Genomic DNA, 14,526 nt, shown 5'->3' with positions numbered 1-14,526 from the left:
GGGCCTCCGGCCATATTAATAAATATAACGCCAATGGTGGATGGGAAAGCAATACCCAGTAGTCCGTTGAGCGGTCGCCATTAAGCCAGTCTCGGCAATCAGCGTCTCATATTCGTAGTGTGTGCAGATTGTAATTGCCGACGCTCAAATCGCCAGATCAAGGCGGGGTTTCCAGAATGGTCGGAAAAGTTCGATTTTGGGGCAACGGTTCATCACGACTTTCAGACCTGCATCTTCCGCCAACGCCGCAGCGCGTTCGTCATATACACCTATCTGGCCCCATAGCACTTTGGCGCCAATCTCAATCGTTTTTTCAGCAAATTCATAGAGCTCCTCTTTCGGGCGAAAGACCTCGACCATGTCTACTGGACGATTGATGTCTTCCAACGCATGATAAACAGGGATGCCGCGAATTTCTTGCAGATTTGGATTTGGGTTCACCGGGATCATATCATAGCCCGTTTCATGCAAGACCCGTAACACACCGTAGCTGAACTTGGTTTTGTCCGCGCTGGCCCCGACCATCGCGATGGTTTTCACCGACTTTAAAATATCGGCCAGAAAAGCAGGATCATAGTTGAACTTATGATCAACGTCAGCATCGGGCATTTACGACTCCTTCGAAGTGGCAATATCCGCCTTCAATTCATGCGGTTCCAACGGATCAACAAATGGATTGCGGTATAGCTTGTCGTGGCTTTCTACTCCGATTTCGAACGTGCAATCGTTCATGGGCCGTGCCACGCACAAAACCACATATCCGTTGTTTAACTGGCGATTGTTGAGCGCGACCTGGCGACGTTGATCTACTCCTCCGTGAGTAAGTTTTGCGGCACAGGTAATGCATCCGCCATACTTGCAGCCATATGGCAGGTCCACGCCTTGTTCGCGCAAAGTCTCAAGCAACGGGCGCCTGGCATCGACCCGGTACTTTGCGCCGTTGCGATTTGCGATGGTTATGGTCTGCAATTCGGTCACAACCAAATATCGCTTGTACAATCGCCACCGGGGTAACGCGTTTCGTGGCAGCGGCTTGGTCCGTTTGGCTCATTGCCGAAGTCCACCATAAAGTCTTTATTGATGGTCATTCCGCCACTTATCACATCACAGTCGATCATCATCATCACCCCGCCCCGCGAGCGGATTTCCGGGTAGAATTGATTGTCCCAGGTCGAAAAAAGCGACGTCGTTACGTAAAGCCGTTTGCCATCCAGGCTGAGTTGAAACATCTGCGGGCCGCCGGCCACTTTGACGCCGTTTACTTCGGGAGCTTTGCCCAAAAGACCGCCCATGAAGACCTGACCGGTCAGAACCGGGTTGTGAGGGTCTGTGATATCATATTGACGCATATCGCCGTGTAGCCAGTTGTTCAGGTAGAGGTACTTATCATCCATCGAGACCAGAATGGCTGACATCACTCCTGGAACCGGGATCGGCCATTCCGGGTGCGGTTCGTTTTCAACGTCGATAACCTTTTCCCACTCCCATTTGCCCTGATCCGACTTCCAGAAGTGGATAACATTCGTACTGAGCGCGGCACCGCAAAATCCATGGGTACTGTCGGGGTTATGGTGGAATTTAACCTCCAAGGGGATCAGGCCGTCTTCGCCAAGATACATGGTTTCGATCGGTTCGCGTTTTTCAAAGTCCCAAATGTGAAGTCTGCGCCCGTATTTGAGGTGGCCGACTTCTTCTAAGTCAAAACCGGGCATGAACGTGTTCGGCGCGGCCCACTCGGATGATACCATCCCGTTGTGCCGTGGCTGATACAAAAAGTCATAGCCAAACGGGATATCACCCATCGAATTTTCCCAACGGCCTAAGATCTCGAAGTCCTTATTCATATGCAGGTAGCCGCCGGGCGCGTCGCCCTTTGCGTCGCCTAGAAACGAAATAATGATCTCGGAACCTAGACAGTGCACCGTGTGTGGGCCTGAGAGGTTGGTCTTTGATTTAATCTCGGCACCGTCGATTACTTTATGCAGACGTGGTGCATAAGGATCGGTGGCTGTGTCAATTACATGAATATTATTGGAGCGCACGCCAGGTACCAGCAGATATTTGCGGGTCATCGAACTGTCGTCGTGACAGGAGGAACAAGCATTCCAACCCATATGGTGCAACTCGTCACCAATTCCTGGCATTTCGAGACGGTGAATTACCTGAGAGTAGGTGGAGCTATCAGGATCTGAGTCTACAGTCGCAAGATAGTCTGGCTTTTGAATCCCGGTACCGGTGTAGATGGCTATAGTATAGAGCAGTTTTTCGCGCGGAGCCTGAATGGCTTCGGCGGGGCTTGCATAGCCTGGTCCGCAGCAAACTCCGTCCATTCTGTCATTCCTTGATTGCACCGCATCATATTTGCTCATACAATGATAATTGAATTCTCACAAGGTAAGAAAATTGCATCTAGAACGCCTAACCATGATATTGGAAATCGTCGGCCAAAAAGGTGAGGCAACAGTTGCGGACATTTGTGCGCACTCGGATTTGCCAAAGCCATCAGCCTATCGCCTCGTTCAAGACCTGGTTGGTGTAGGTTTGATTGACCCCGTTTCAAAAGGCCGATTTGCTATCGGCACCCGACTGATGAGAATTTCGCAATCAGATCAATCAGATGCAGCACTTGTCGATCTGATCGCGCCACGGCTCAAGAAAACCGCAACCGAGTACGGCGTTGCATTTTTTCTGTCCCGACTTCGCGGTCCGGCTGTCGAAATCATTCATGTGGAAACACCTGACACAGGCGTTTCATTTCTGCACCCCGGGTTGGGCAAACGACCGCTTCACGCCTGCTCGTGCTCAAAGGCAATTGCCGCGTTTCACAATAACATCAAAGCCACACAGGATCTTGAGGGACGCCTAAAATCATACACCGAATTCACACATACCAACGTAGGTGACCTTGAGGCAGATCTGACGGCAATTCGCGCGCGCGGCTATGCGGAATGCGTCGAGGAAATCGAGCGCGGACTTTGCTCTGTCGCATGTGTAGTTGGAACGTCAGGGCTGGGTGCGACACTTTCCATCGGAGCGACAGGGTCTGTGCGCGTGTTTACTGAGGCATTTCGTGCAAAAATGGGTCATGAATGTATCCGCCTGGCAAAAAACTTTTCCCTGACGGTGGCGGGGCGAAGCAGCGCTGACGAATATCCAACTCCGTCTCAAGTCACCTGAGGCGTATCTAACTGCCTCCAAAGTGCGCAAACCCAGCAAGGCACCACATGCAACTGCTGTCGAGCGAAGCTATCTTAATGTTCCGGGTTTACGCGCATATTCCAAAATCGTGGCTCCATGCAGCTTGCGAACTTCGGCGCAAGGGCTGCATCAATGCCACATCGCCGCGCATTTAAACTTATATATTTGCGGCATTTTTCTCCGAATATGACTTCATCTGGTTTCACTTCTGAAATGTCGGAAAGCGGAAGAACAGTTCCGGGAAATCATACAATCTCTGGAATTAGCTCGTCGATTGATCTTGATTCATGTATTGAAAAATAGGCGTGGGGATCTTCGGAAAGACCGAAATGGCAGATGCACAAAGCAGGCGAAACAAACTAACGTACTCCGATCATCTTTATATTGAGACACATACCGACGGAGTGCTGATCGAGCACCATGCGCCGCAAATCATGGAAACGGCGTATCACGTGCATCCGACGTTAGAGATCAATTTTCTCATCAACTGCCAGATGACCTATTCCTTCGGAAGAAAGCTTGTCGAAGTTCCGTCGGAAAAATTTTGCGTATTTTGGGGTGCGCGCCCGCACCGGGTCGCGGCAATTGATGGTGTAGGGGAGATAATAAATATCTACGTTCCGCTACACGAATTTTGGAGTTGGCCATTGCCGCAGAGCTTTGTTGACGCGCTTCTTTCCGGCGCGATTCTAACTTCAACAAATGAAAATGCCGCCGACTATGAAATCGCCAGAAACTGGGCTCGGCGAAGACACCAGAATGACGACAGGTGGGACAGATTGCATATGGTCGAAGTTCAGGGGCGGCTTACCCGTATGGCGCTTGATGGCTGGAAAGCGATTAACAGCGAGCCCGTAGAAGGCAACGCACAGCGAGTTGGAGGCAATGCGATAAGACACTTTGACCGTATGCTCAGATTTGTTGCCCGAAACTATGCCGAACCCATTGGGCTGGATGACATCGCCAATGCGGCGAACGTTTCGCCGAACTACGCCATTCAATTGTTCAAGAAAGTGCTTGGAACAACCGTCAAAGCGCATTTGTCTTCTTTGAGGATTAGTCACGCAAAAATGCTATTGGCAGAAACGGACCAGAAAATTTTGACCATCGGGTTGGACTGCGGATTTCGGTCTCAGTCTGCATTCTACGAAGCGTTTCAAAAATCGTCTGGCACAACGCCAGCCGAGTTCCGAAAATCCGCAAAACTGCAACAGAGTGAATGATCTATTGCGCATGAAACGAAGCGGCAACCGGACTGTTTAATCCTACACACTGTGGCAATTTACAAACTAAGGCTACATTTCGGCGATTGCTCCGATCGGCGAAATGCCGTTCACATTCAAAAAGACCGAGTAAAGTGAGGTTGTTCCGCAAATGAACAGCCTATTTAGTTTCGGACCACCGAAACATACATTTGCGACCAGCTCGGGGATGTAGATCTTTCCAATCAGTGATCCATCAGATGTCATGCAATGGACGCCGTCGGCAGCTGAACTCCAAATTCGACCGTCGCGGTCCAATCGAAGCCCATCAAAAAGGCCAGCTGAACACTCTGCGATCACACTGCCACCGCTAAGGGAGCCGTCGGAGGAAACGTCGTGGACTCGAATGTGAGCAGGACCGTCGGACATATGCGATGCACCGGTATCTGCAATATAAAGCTGACTTTCATCCGGAGAGAATGCCAATCCGTTTGGTTTAACGTAGTCATCGGCAACAATGCTAATTTCACCATTAGGATCAACACGATAGACATAGCACGCGCCAATTTCACTTTCGGCGCGACCGCCTTCATAATCCATTAGAATTCCATAGGACGGGTCTGTGAACCAGATGGAGCCATCGGACTTGACGACGACGTCGTTTGGAGAGTTCAGTCTTTTGCCGTCAAAGCTGTCAGCGATTACGGTGATGGAACCATCATGCTCTGTTCTCGTCACTCTGCGGGACAAGTGCTCACCTGTTACCAGCCGACCTTCACGGTCCAAGGTGTTTCCATTGGAGTTGTTCGAAGGCTGGCGGAATGTGGAAACCGAGCCGTCGGTTTCATCGAACCGCATCATCTTATTGTTTGGGATGTCCGACCATAGCAAGTAACGGCCCGCAGCAACCCAGACCGGTCCTTCTGACCAGCGGGCGCCCGTCCAGAGACGCTCGACACGGGCATGCCCGATCAGACATTCGACAAAGCTTGGATCGATGGCTTCAAATCCGGTTCCTTCAATTACGCCGAACAATTTTGTCTCCCTTCGGATCATTACTGGACCGTCGCACCCACCAACCAGGATGTGGCATGGTATTACCAGGGTGCGATGGATCGACGCCCCAGATCGCCTGATATGTATCTACTGCCATACCTCGACTTTGCATCTTGAGAAATACAAGGATTAAGACAAACCACCAAACACCCAAGGCAAGCCACATCCAAACGGGTGCATTTGCGCTCCACAGTCCCAATAAGATGGCAACAACTGCCAATACTATGACACCGTATCCGGTGGATTTGTGAAGCGCCTCGAATGCGCGGCGCCTTGGCGTCATGTCATAATGATAGCCCCTTAAACTGCCGTCTTTAGATGACTCAGTTGGCCCGCCTTTTGACCCGCGAAACAGACCAAAAGTGACTTGAACAATCAGTCCAAAAATCACGGCATAACCTATCAAACTGTGATCATTCACCGGTGCCGCACCGTTTGCCAGAACCAAGAAGAGTCCAATTATTGCCAGCAGAAATACGACCAATTGGCCCATCCAATGAAACCGCCACCAAAACTTTGAATCTCGTTTCTTTGGCCAGTTTTGCCCGGGCAGTATCTTGAAAAACCTAGCGACAATAACAGCAAGGGGCGCGAGCACACCCCAGGCGATCACCATTGCGCGGCCGTGCCATGACACTGCAAGTCCGACATCGTGCGTACGACTGTGATCAATTGGAAGGGTCAGCCACTCCCACATTTGCCCCCCCTTGCCTCGACAGCCGGCGCAGAAACTAGGTTTCCAAGTCTTGAATTGCCGATCAAATTATCAGCTCGACCAAAAAGATGACATAGGCAATGGCCACCAATCCAGTATCCGTCTTTCCCTGACCTCTAGGTCGCTGGTCCGGTTGCCCGGACTCTCCAAAATTTTCGCGGAATGGGACCCCGGGCCGATTTCGGGCTGGATATTAGAGCGCCCAAGATACGAATTTTCGTGAGTTCAAATACCACACAGCTGTGCATGAAAGTCGCTCTTTCTGATGCTGGCAGGAATTGATTTCCGCGTTAATTAGAATGAGACTTGGTCGCTGCCTTTCAGGGCCAGGATTTCGCGAGCTTCATCCGGAGTGGCAACAGCGAGGCCAAGGCCTTCTATGATTTGCCTAACTTTTTTAACTTGCACCGCGTTGGAAGTTGCGAGTTCGCCTTTTCCGGCCCAAATGCTGTCTTCCAGCCCGACGCGAACGTTTCCCCCGAGCGCCGCTGCCTGAGCCGCGATGCGCAGTTGATTGGCGCCTGCGCCAAGGACTGACCAACGAAAATCCGACCCGAACAACCGATCCGCGGTGCGCTTCATATGCATGACGTCTTCAGGGTGTGGGCCGATACCCCCAAGCAAACCGAAGACGGACTGTACAAAAAACGGCGCTTTTACCAAACCACGATCAGCAAAATGGGCGAGATTGTAGAGGTGGGAAATGTCGTAACACTCAAACTCAAACCGGGTTCCATTCCCGTAGCAGGTTTGCAAAACATACTCTATATCTTTGAAAGAATTACGAAACACCAGATCTCGAGAACCTTCCAAGTGTTCGCGCTCCCAATCGAATTTGAATTGCTTGAACCGTTTCAACATTGGGTAAAGACCGAAATTCATCGACCCCATATTCAGTGATGCAACTTCGGATTGGTATTTTGCTGCTGGAGCGACACGCTCTTCGACGCTCATATAAGGGCTGCCGCCAGTTGTGATGTTCACAACCGCATTGGTGCCCTGTTTTATCCGGGGCAGAAACGCCGCAAATCCTTCCGGGCTTTGATCGGGTTGACCGGTTTCAGGGTTGCGAGCATGGAGATGCAGGATTGCTGCACCGGCCTCGGCTGCGGCAATGGCTTCTGCTGCTATCTCATTTGGTGTGATCGGCAAGTGTGGGGTCATCGAGGGAGTGTGGATCGCACCCGTAACCGCGCAAGTGATAATGACTTTTCCTGCCTGGGTGCCTTGGGTCATAGTCGTATCCTTTTAGTCATCAAATCAGCCTGCGAAACGGGGTTCAGGCAAGCCACGGATACCAAGCCCGGTGACGGCAAAAAGACTTCCTGCCAGAAACTGCGGCTTTTCCTGCACTGCGAACATATCATGGACTGCCGGATGCTTCACACGCGCCATCGAGGTCACATAGAGCACATCAAGATTGTCGCCGCCAAACATAACCGAGGTGATGTTTTTCACTGGCATCCCGATGCGACGTTCGACACTTCCATCGGGCGCATAGCGTACGAGATCGCCGGAAATCAGTTGGGCATTCCACATGTAACCTTCATCATCCACAGTGGAGCCATCCGCCACGCCCTCGTCTTCCTTGGTGGACGCGTGCACTCGTTTGTTGGACAAGTCGCCAGTCTCGATATCGTAGTCGTAGGCCCAGAATTCTTCGATGAAAGTGTCAGCGACGTAGAATGTTTTGTCGTCTGGGCTCCAGCAAGGACCGTTGGTGCACATCAATCCATCTTCGACCTTGGTCACGGATAGGTCTGGGTCAAGTCGCCAAAGGCCGCAATTTCTGAGTTCCTCGAGATCATCCATTCCGCCTGCGAAAAACCGCCCGCGGCGATCAACTTTACCGTCGTTCAAGCGCGTCCGTTCGATGTCGGCGTCAACTTCCTTGATCAACTCAAGTTCGAGTTGATCGCCCTTGAAATGCATGAAGTAAAAACCATCGCTCATGGCCGCAACCGCCCCGCCCTTTTCACGGAGTGCCATTGCGCCGATGTCTTTTGGAAGATCCCAGCTTTCAACTTTGCCGGTTTTGGGGTCCATTCGCCAGACCGCCTTTTTTCCGAAGCGCGGCCCAGTGCAATCTAGCCAGTACAGTCGCCCCTCATCCACATCCCACACTGGCCCCTCACCCAAATGGTTGTTGCAGTCCAAAATGCACTCGATCTTCAACGACATTCATTATTTCCTTCAAGTCTTATTATTGGCGGAAGCAGCCCGATCCGACCCGGTGAGGCTTTGCGACCAATTCAATTGGGCTTTATCGCGACTTTCATCGCGCCATCTTTGCGCCCTTCGTAGATGTCCAACGCTGTAGCGAAATCCGACAGAGGAAACCTGTGCGATAACAGGGGCTTAAGATCGACACGGCCTTCCGCGAGCATGGCGATTGCGGGCTGGGCGGTGTTCGGGTTGGCCCGATTTCCGACTAGCTCGACTTCATCGAGAACCATGCGCTTAATCGGCAAGCTGGGATCGGCATGTGGAATTCCGATCATCGACACGACGCCGCCTTTAGCTGCTGCCAGACAAGCCTGTTGGATGGCCTGCACAGTGCCCGCACATTCAAGCACCCGAGGCACGCCCAGACCGCCGGTCAGATCGTGGACCGCATCGACGACGTTCGTATCGCGGTAGTTTATGCCAATCGCGCCCAGTTTAACCGCCAAATCCAAACGCTCACCGCTGCCTGCGATTATGACGCGCCCTGCTCCCATTGCTTGCGCGCATAGTTGCGCCATCAAACCTTGCGGACCTGTTCCCATGATCAGAACGTCGTCACCCGGCTCGAACCTGGAACGGTTAACCGTGTAAAGCGCGATCGACAGCGGGTCGATATTTGCCGCGTATTCGAGGTCCATATCGTCAGGGACTTTGTAGAGGCTTTTGACTGAGGCAGCCATGTACTGGGCATAGGCCCCCCGGCGTGATGTGACCGTGCTGGCGGTGACCGGCGTCAAGCACACCGTAATTCAGACAGATCGTGTAGCGACCGGACATGCAATTCTTGCAGTAACCACAGCCAACATGAGAAATTGCACACACCCGGTCGCCGCCTTTCCAACCTAGAGCCGCCGCCTTGGGGCCCGTCTCGACGATTGTCCCAGACCATTCATGGCCGGGAATGAACGGAAAAGCAGGAGGCCAGAAACCGGGGAAATCGCCTTGGATAATGTGGGGATCCGTCCCACAGATATAGGTCGTATCGACCTTGCACAGAACTTCGTCACCTTCGACGGACGGGATCGGGACTTCACGCACTTCAAACTCGCGTGGCGCGGTCAAAACCAAAGCGTCCATCGTGCCGTTCGTATCAAGCATCTTGGTCTCCTGTCGTCGTGGTTTGATTTTGAAGGGCCCGCCAGACTCGCTCGGGCGTCAGCGGCAGATCACGAATGGCGACGCCAGTAGCATCTGCAACGGCGGCACCGAGTGCCGGAGCCGTGCAAAGTATTGCGCCTTCGCTGACACCTTTAGAGCCTTTCGGACCTGGTCCATCTTCGTTTTCGATCATGGCGGTCTTCATCTGAATTGGCATGTCCTTGGTGGTGACGATCCGATAATCGATCGCACCAAGGTTTCGGATACGGCCCTGATCGTCCATGAGAATCTGTTCATAGATCGAATGGCCAAGCCCCATAATGGCGGCGCCTTCGTCCTGCATTTCGACTTGCAGAGGGTTCAGCGCCTTGCCAACGTCACCCACGGTCACATGCTTGTGGATCAGGATTTCACCGGTCGCATGATCGACTTCGACTTCGAAGGCGGTGCAGTTGAATTCGAAGAAAGCAGGCGAACCGCCAAGCGGGTGATTTTGGTCCGTGGGCTTGCGCATTCGGCCATTGCCGATCAACTCGCCGTTCCAGCTGCCGAGTTTGGTTTGGACAAAATCGAATATTGGTTGGGACCTATCCGGCAGAACGACGTTCCCGCCTTCGATGCGAATGTCGGCTTCGGGCATTTCCAGCGTGTCTGCTGCAAGCTCAACGACTTGGGCATGGATATCCTCGCAGGCGCGCGTGATTGCAGTGCCCATAAAAACAGTGGACCGGCTGGCTGAAGTTTGCAGGTCAAATGGAACAACATCGGTGTCGCCCATGATGACAGACACCCGGTCGTATGGTGCACCCAGCGCATCAGCGGCGATCTGGGCAAATATGGTGCGTGCACCCTGCCCCATGTCAGATGTTCCGGCGAAAACCAGAATGCTGCCATCGGCCAAGAGACGAACAGTTGAGTTCGAAAGCCCCGTTGTTGCGCCAGCCTTGATGCCCACTGCGATGCCGCGACCTCGTCCCGGCGCTTTAGGCTTGTCCCACCCAAGAAGATCGGCGGCCTTTTGAACAGATTGCAACCAATGGCCGTCTGCGGGCACATCGCCAGGAACGACCTGATCGCCCTTATCGGACACATTGCGCAATCGGATCTCAACCCCGTCCAATCCAAGACGACGGGCTGCTTCGTTGATTTGGCTTTCAACTGCCCAATTTACCTGAGGCGTCCCAAAGCCTCGGAAAGCGCAGCTCGGCGTTGTATGCGACAGTATTGGTTGCGCTTTAATTCTGGCATTCGGCACACGATAGGGTCCGCAACCCAGATAGTTGCCCTTTTGGGTCACACGGGTCGCTACGTCAGCATAAGCGCCAACGAGATAGTCTGAGGCGATGTCGTGAAAGACCAGGTCGCCATCACTAGTGAAGCCCGAACGAATTTTTACGGAAGCCGACGCACGTCTTACGGCCTGAAACGTCTCTTCAAGAGTCAGGATCAATCGCACAGGCCGCTCGATGCGGCGCGAGGCGAAAGCCAGCAAAGGTTCAAACTTCGGCATCTGCTTTCCGCCGAAACCACCGCCTGGATCCGGGGCAAGAACCTGAACATCGCTGAGTGGCATGTCAAAAAGCCCAGCCATGATTTTCTGGAGTAAAAACGGATGCTGCACCGGGCTCCAGATCTTAAGTCGATCGCCAGATGCATCAACGATAAATCCGTGCGGCTCAATCGAGAAATGCGTAACCATTGGAAAAGTATAAGTATTTTCTATGACCAGATCGGCATTGGCAGCATCAACATCGCCCCAGCTATATTGAAGATCTTTGAAGACATTTGTTTGCGCGAGAGGATCATTTGGCCGAATTGCAGGTTCCTGAACCAGAGGCGCATCGCGCTCCAATGCGGCCTCGACGGATGTGATCGCATCCAATGCTTCAAAGTCGACCTTAACAAGCCCGGCAGCGTAGGCCGCGATGTCTTTAGATTCGGCAACGACAGCTGCAACCGGCTCACCATGGAACTTAGTTTCGCCGTCTGCAATGATAGGTCGGTCCTGACGTTCAGGGCCAAAGCGTGGCATAGGATTTGGCAACTCATTCGCAGTCACAACATCCAAAACACCCGGAACTGCCAGTGCCTTTGACGCATCAACCTTATTGATCTTGGCGCGACCAACATCCAGCGTTACCAGCTTCAAATGGGCCATGTCTGGAATGCAGAACCCACATTGGACGCCACCGCATTTCAGAAACGAGTTCTGCACGTCGCTTAGTGCATCAGCAGCCGAGACTCCTTCTACGGTTTCAATCGACGAGCCGTGAGCCTCCACGGCGAGCATCAGGCAGGAGTTCACTGGCTCCCCATCTACTATAACTGTGCAAGCCCCGCATTCGCCTACCGCGCAACACTCCTTTGCTCCTTTAAGATCCAGATCATCGCGCAGGAAATCCAACAGCGAGGTGTGGGCTGCCACGTTCTTTCGAACCTCTTTTCCGTTCACCGCAAGATCGATAATCTTGGTTGCGCCGAAAACGGCAGCCTTTTCCGCCTCTTGGGGCGCTGTGTTCATAGTTTCAGGCATCGAGCATGCGCTCCGACAATCGCTTTTGCGCAACTTCCAGCGAGCGCGCTACCATGACTTTCAACATGGCGGTGCGGTAGTCTGCGTTGGCGCGAACGTCTGTTATCGGGGCGGCATTTGCTGCCATCCTCTCGATAACGTTGGATCGATCAGCGGGCGATGCCGAAGTATCGCCAAGCGTCCGGCTTTCGTCGCGCAGCACGAGGGGCTTTGGCGTAACTGCACCAAATGCCAATACAACTTCGCCATCCGCAGATATTGTGCAGCACATATTGGTGGTAGCGAGATCGACACCGCGACGCCGAGTAATCCTGTCAAAAGCGCACCCACGCGGTTCCTCCGGCAATGGAATGACTGTCTGAAGTCAGCGCCTATGGGTCCAATTAGGTTAATTTGATAAGAGAGAGTTGTTGGCTCATCGTAACCACTGAGGAGTGGGACATGAGACAGACAACCAAAAGCCCTGGCGAGCAGATCGTCAAAGAGATCAAACGGGCGACGCGCAAACAGTATTCGTCAGAAGAGAAGATCCGGATCGTGCTGGATGGCTTGCGTGGCGAAGACAGCATTGCTGAGTTGTGCCGTCGTGAGGGAATATCTCAAGGTATCTACTACAAATGGTCCAAGGACTTCATGGAAGCTGGCAAACGGCGGCTTGCTGGAGATACGGCGCGTGCGGCTACGACCGACGAAGTCAAGGACCTGCGCCGCGAAGCCCGAGACCTGAAGGAGGTCGTTGCCGAGCAAACACTGGAACTGCGTCTTCTCAAAAAAAGCATGACCGGCGGTGGGGGCGACCAAGAATGAGGTATGCTGCATCTGAGAAGTTGGAGATCATCCGGCTTGTTGAGGGGTCGCATTTGTCTGCTCGTCGAACATTGGCAAAGCTGGGCATCCCCCGCACCACATTTTACCGTTGGTATGATCGGTATCGGCAGCGCGGCGACGCTGGCCTTGTGGATCAAGCGCCTAAGCCCAGACATGTCTGGAACCGCATCCCCGACGAAGTCCGGCGCAAGGTCGTCAAGCTGGCGCTGCAGGAGACGGAGCTGTCGCCGCGCGAACTGGCAGTGACGTTCACGGATCGGGAGCGCTACTTCGTCTCGGAATCTTCAGTCTATCGGGCCCTGAAGGCCCACGATCTGATCACCAGCCCGGCCTTTATCGTGCTCAAGGCGGCAAACGAGTTCAAAGACAAGACCACTGCGATCAACCAGCTTTGGCAAACCGACTTCACCTATCTCAAAGTGCTTGGCTGGGGCTGGTTCTATCTCAGCACAATCCTGGACGACTACAGCCGCTACATCATCTCGTGGAAACTCTGCACGAACATGCGGGCAGAGGACGTGACGGACACCCTGGATTTGGCGCTACAAGCATCAGGGTGCGATCAGGTTCACGTCATCCACAAACCCCGCCTCCTCAGCGGCAACGGGTCCAGTTACGTCTCTGGCGATCTGGCTGAATGGCTGCAGGACAAAGGCATGAAGCATTCTCGGGGCGCACCATATCATCCCCAGACACAGGGCAAGATCGAGAGGTGGCATCAAACCCTGAAGAACCGCATCCTATTGGAGAACTACTTCCTTCCGGGAGACCTCGAAACCCAGATCGAAGCCTTCGTCGATCACTACAATCACAAGCGCTACCACGAGAGCCTGAACAACGTCACACCCGCCGACGTCTACTTCGGGCGTGACAAAGCCATTCTAAGACAACGGGAAAGGATCAAACGAAAGACGCTCGAAGCGCGGCGCTTGCATCACAGACAGCGCGCCGCATAATAACATCAATCAGACGAGCCAAACTCTTTACTTGTTTAAGCAACTCTTGGTTCCAAAAACCCTGACGACGGACATTCCCAGATCAGCGGCAGATCGTGCTCGACCACCACAACACGCATCGTGCCGGCCGCCACTCTTTTGCGGACCATGCCCATCACGGTATGTGTGATGTCGTCAGGAAGCCCTGCCGTAGGTTCGTCCATCAATAGAAGTTTTGGCTCGGCGATGATGCAGCGCAAAATGTCGACGAGCTTTTTCTCGCCGCCTGAACGTGCGTAGCCATCCCGGTCGGTGAACGGGAATGCCTCAATCAGGTGTGAAACACGCTCTTCGATCTCGTTTGGATCGCGTTCGCCCGCAAAAATGCTCATCAGACCTTCGCTCTTGGGCGCTGAAGCGGCAAGGCGAAGTGAGTCTCGGATTGTGAGGCTGTCAAACCCTTGGATACGTTGGTTGGTCTTGATGAGCCCAATCCGCGCGACTTCGTGTGATTTCAGTGGGTTGAGAGCTTTGACGCCATCGCCGGTGTCCAGTTTTATGCTGCCGCTGGTGGGCGCGATGCGCCGTGTTAAAAGCCCCATTAGGGTGCTCTTGCCAGCGCCGTTTGGCCCAATGAGGCCCTCGAGCCCCTGACCGCCGAAGGACACACTCGGAATATTGACCACCTCGCTCTGGTGGTAGGATTTGGTGAGGTTTTCGGCTTCCAATCGCATC

15 protein-coding genes are annotated in these 14,526 nt (G+C 53.2%); 3 read left to right on the top strand and 12 right to left on the bottom strand.

The features are described from left to right. Positions 1-144: 144 nt before the first annotated feature. The 3 genes from GKR98_01600 to GKR98_01590 are packed head-to-tail and all read right to left on the bottom strand — an operon-like array spanning position 145 to position 2,330. Positions 145-609 (bottom strand): CoA-binding protein, encoded by a 465-nt coding sequence (locus GKR98_01600; GenBank protein QMU57007.1) that lies wholly within the window; start codon positions 607-609, stop codon positions 145-147. Continuing rightward, a complete protein-coding gene (locus GKR98_01595; GenBank protein ID QMU59933.1) occupies positions 610-969 on the bottom strand; it encodes a 2Fe-2S iron-sulfur cluster binding domain-containing protein in 360 nt (119 codons plus the stop codon). A gap of 5 nt (positions 970-974) precedes the next feature. Beyond that, positions 975-2,330, bottom strand: coding sequence for a selenium-binding protein (locus GKR98_01590; GenBank protein QMU57006.1), 1,356 nt, complete (start codon positions 2,328-2,330; stop codon positions 975-977). Positions 2,331-2,403: 73 nt separating this feature from the next. Here GKR98_01590 and GKR98_01585 point away from each other — a divergent pair, with 73 nt between their 5' ends. Both GKR98_01585 and GKR98_01580 read left to right on the top strand, forming a co-directional pair. Then, on the top strand, positions 2,404-3,177 hold the full coding sequence (locus GKR98_01585; GenBank protein QMU57005.1) for a helix-turn-helix domain-containing protein: 774 nt from the start codon (positions 2,404-2,406) through the stop codon (positions 3,175-3,177). A gap of 350 nt (positions 3,178-3,527) precedes the next feature. Then, on the top strand, positions 3,528-4,421 hold the full coding sequence (locus GKR98_01580; GenBank protein ID QMU57004.1) for a helix-turn-helix domain-containing protein: 894 nt from the start codon (positions 3,528-3,530) through the stop codon (positions 4,419-4,421). 72 nt (positions 4,422-4,493) lie between these two features. Here the strand turns inward: GKR98_01580 and GKR98_01575 are convergent, their stop codons facing one another. From GKR98_01575 to GKR98_01540, 8 genes are all read right to left on the bottom strand, one after another. Then, entirely contained in the window at positions 4,494-5,435 is a 942-nt protein-coding gene (locus GKR98_01575) for an SMP-30/gluconolactonase/LRE family protein (GenBank protein QMU57003.1), read from the bottom strand. Continuing rightward, positions 5,419-6,153, bottom strand: a complete 735-nt coding sequence (locus GKR98_01570; GenBank protein ID QMU57002.1) for a cytochrome B — start codon at positions 6,151-6,153, stop codon at positions 5,419-5,421. Before GKR98_01570 ends, GKR98_01575 begins: the two co-directional genes overlap by 17 nt. A gap of 312 nt (positions 6,154-6,465) precedes the next feature. Further along, positions 6,466-7,407 (bottom strand): 3-keto-5-aminohexanoate cleavage protein, encoded by a 942-nt coding sequence (locus GKR98_01565; protein ID QMU57001.1) that lies wholly within the window; start codon positions 7,405-7,407, stop codon positions 6,466-6,468. Positions 7,408-7,431: 24 nt separating this feature from the next. After that, positions 7,432-8,346, bottom strand: a complete 915-nt coding sequence (locus GKR98_01560) for an SMP-30/gluconolactonase/LRE family protein (GenBank protein ID QMU59932.1) — start codon at positions 8,344-8,346, stop codon at positions 7,432-7,434. 77 nt (positions 8,347-8,423) lie between these two features. Further along, the gene (locus GKR98_01555; protein QMU57000.1) at positions 8,424-9,077 is read right to left on the bottom strand and encodes a zinc-binding dehydrogenase; all 654 of its coding nucleotides are present in this window, start codon (positions 9,075-9,077) and stop codon (positions 8,424-8,426) included. Then, a complete protein-coding gene (locus GKR98_01550) occupies positions 9,040-9,495 on the bottom strand; it encodes an alcohol dehydrogenase catalytic domain-containing protein (GenBank protein QMU56999.1) in 456 nt (151 codons plus the stop codon). The genes GKR98_01555 and GKR98_01550 overlap by 38 nt, the downstream gene beginning before the upstream one ends. Beyond that, a complete protein-coding gene (locus GKR98_01545; GenBank protein QMU56998.1) occupies positions 9,488-12,028 on the bottom strand; it encodes a molybdopterin-dependent oxidoreductase in 2,541 nt (846 codons plus the stop codon). The genes GKR98_01550 and GKR98_01545 overlap by 8 nt, the downstream gene beginning before the upstream one ends. Next, entirely contained in the window at positions 12,021-12,380 is a 360-nt protein-coding gene (locus GKR98_01540; GenBank protein ID QMU56997.1) for a hypothetical protein, read from the bottom strand. The genes GKR98_01545 and GKR98_01540 overlap by 8 nt, the downstream gene beginning before the upstream one ends. An 89-nt stretch (positions 12,381-12,469) precedes the next feature. Between GKR98_01540 and GKR98_01535 the strand changes: the two genes are divergently transcribed. Further along, a protein-coding gene (locus GKR98_01535) for an IS3 family transposase (protein ID QMU56996.1) occupies positions 12,470-13,812 on the top strand; the annotation gives its coding sequence in 2 pieces (ribosomal slippage) (positions 12,470-12,796 and positions 12,799-13,812; 1,341 coding nt in all). Between the two features lie 35 nt (positions 13,813-13,847). Here GKR98_01535 and GKR98_01530 read toward each other — a convergent pair. Continuing rightward, positions 13,848-14,525, bottom strand: a complete 678-nt coding sequence (locus GKR98_01530) for an ATP-binding cassette domain-containing protein (protein QMU56995.1) — start codon at positions 14,523-14,525, stop codon at positions 13,848-13,850. Between the last annotated feature and the right edge of the window lies 1 nt (position 14,526).

It is taken from the genome of Boseongicola sp. (genome assembly GCA_014075275.1).
Classification (GTDB): domain Bacteria; phylum Pseudomonadota; class Alphaproteobacteria; order Rhodobacterales; family Rhodobacteraceae.
The sequence above is the reverse complement of the archived record's forward strand: the minus strand, read 5'-3'. Positions and strand labels throughout refer to the sequence as shown.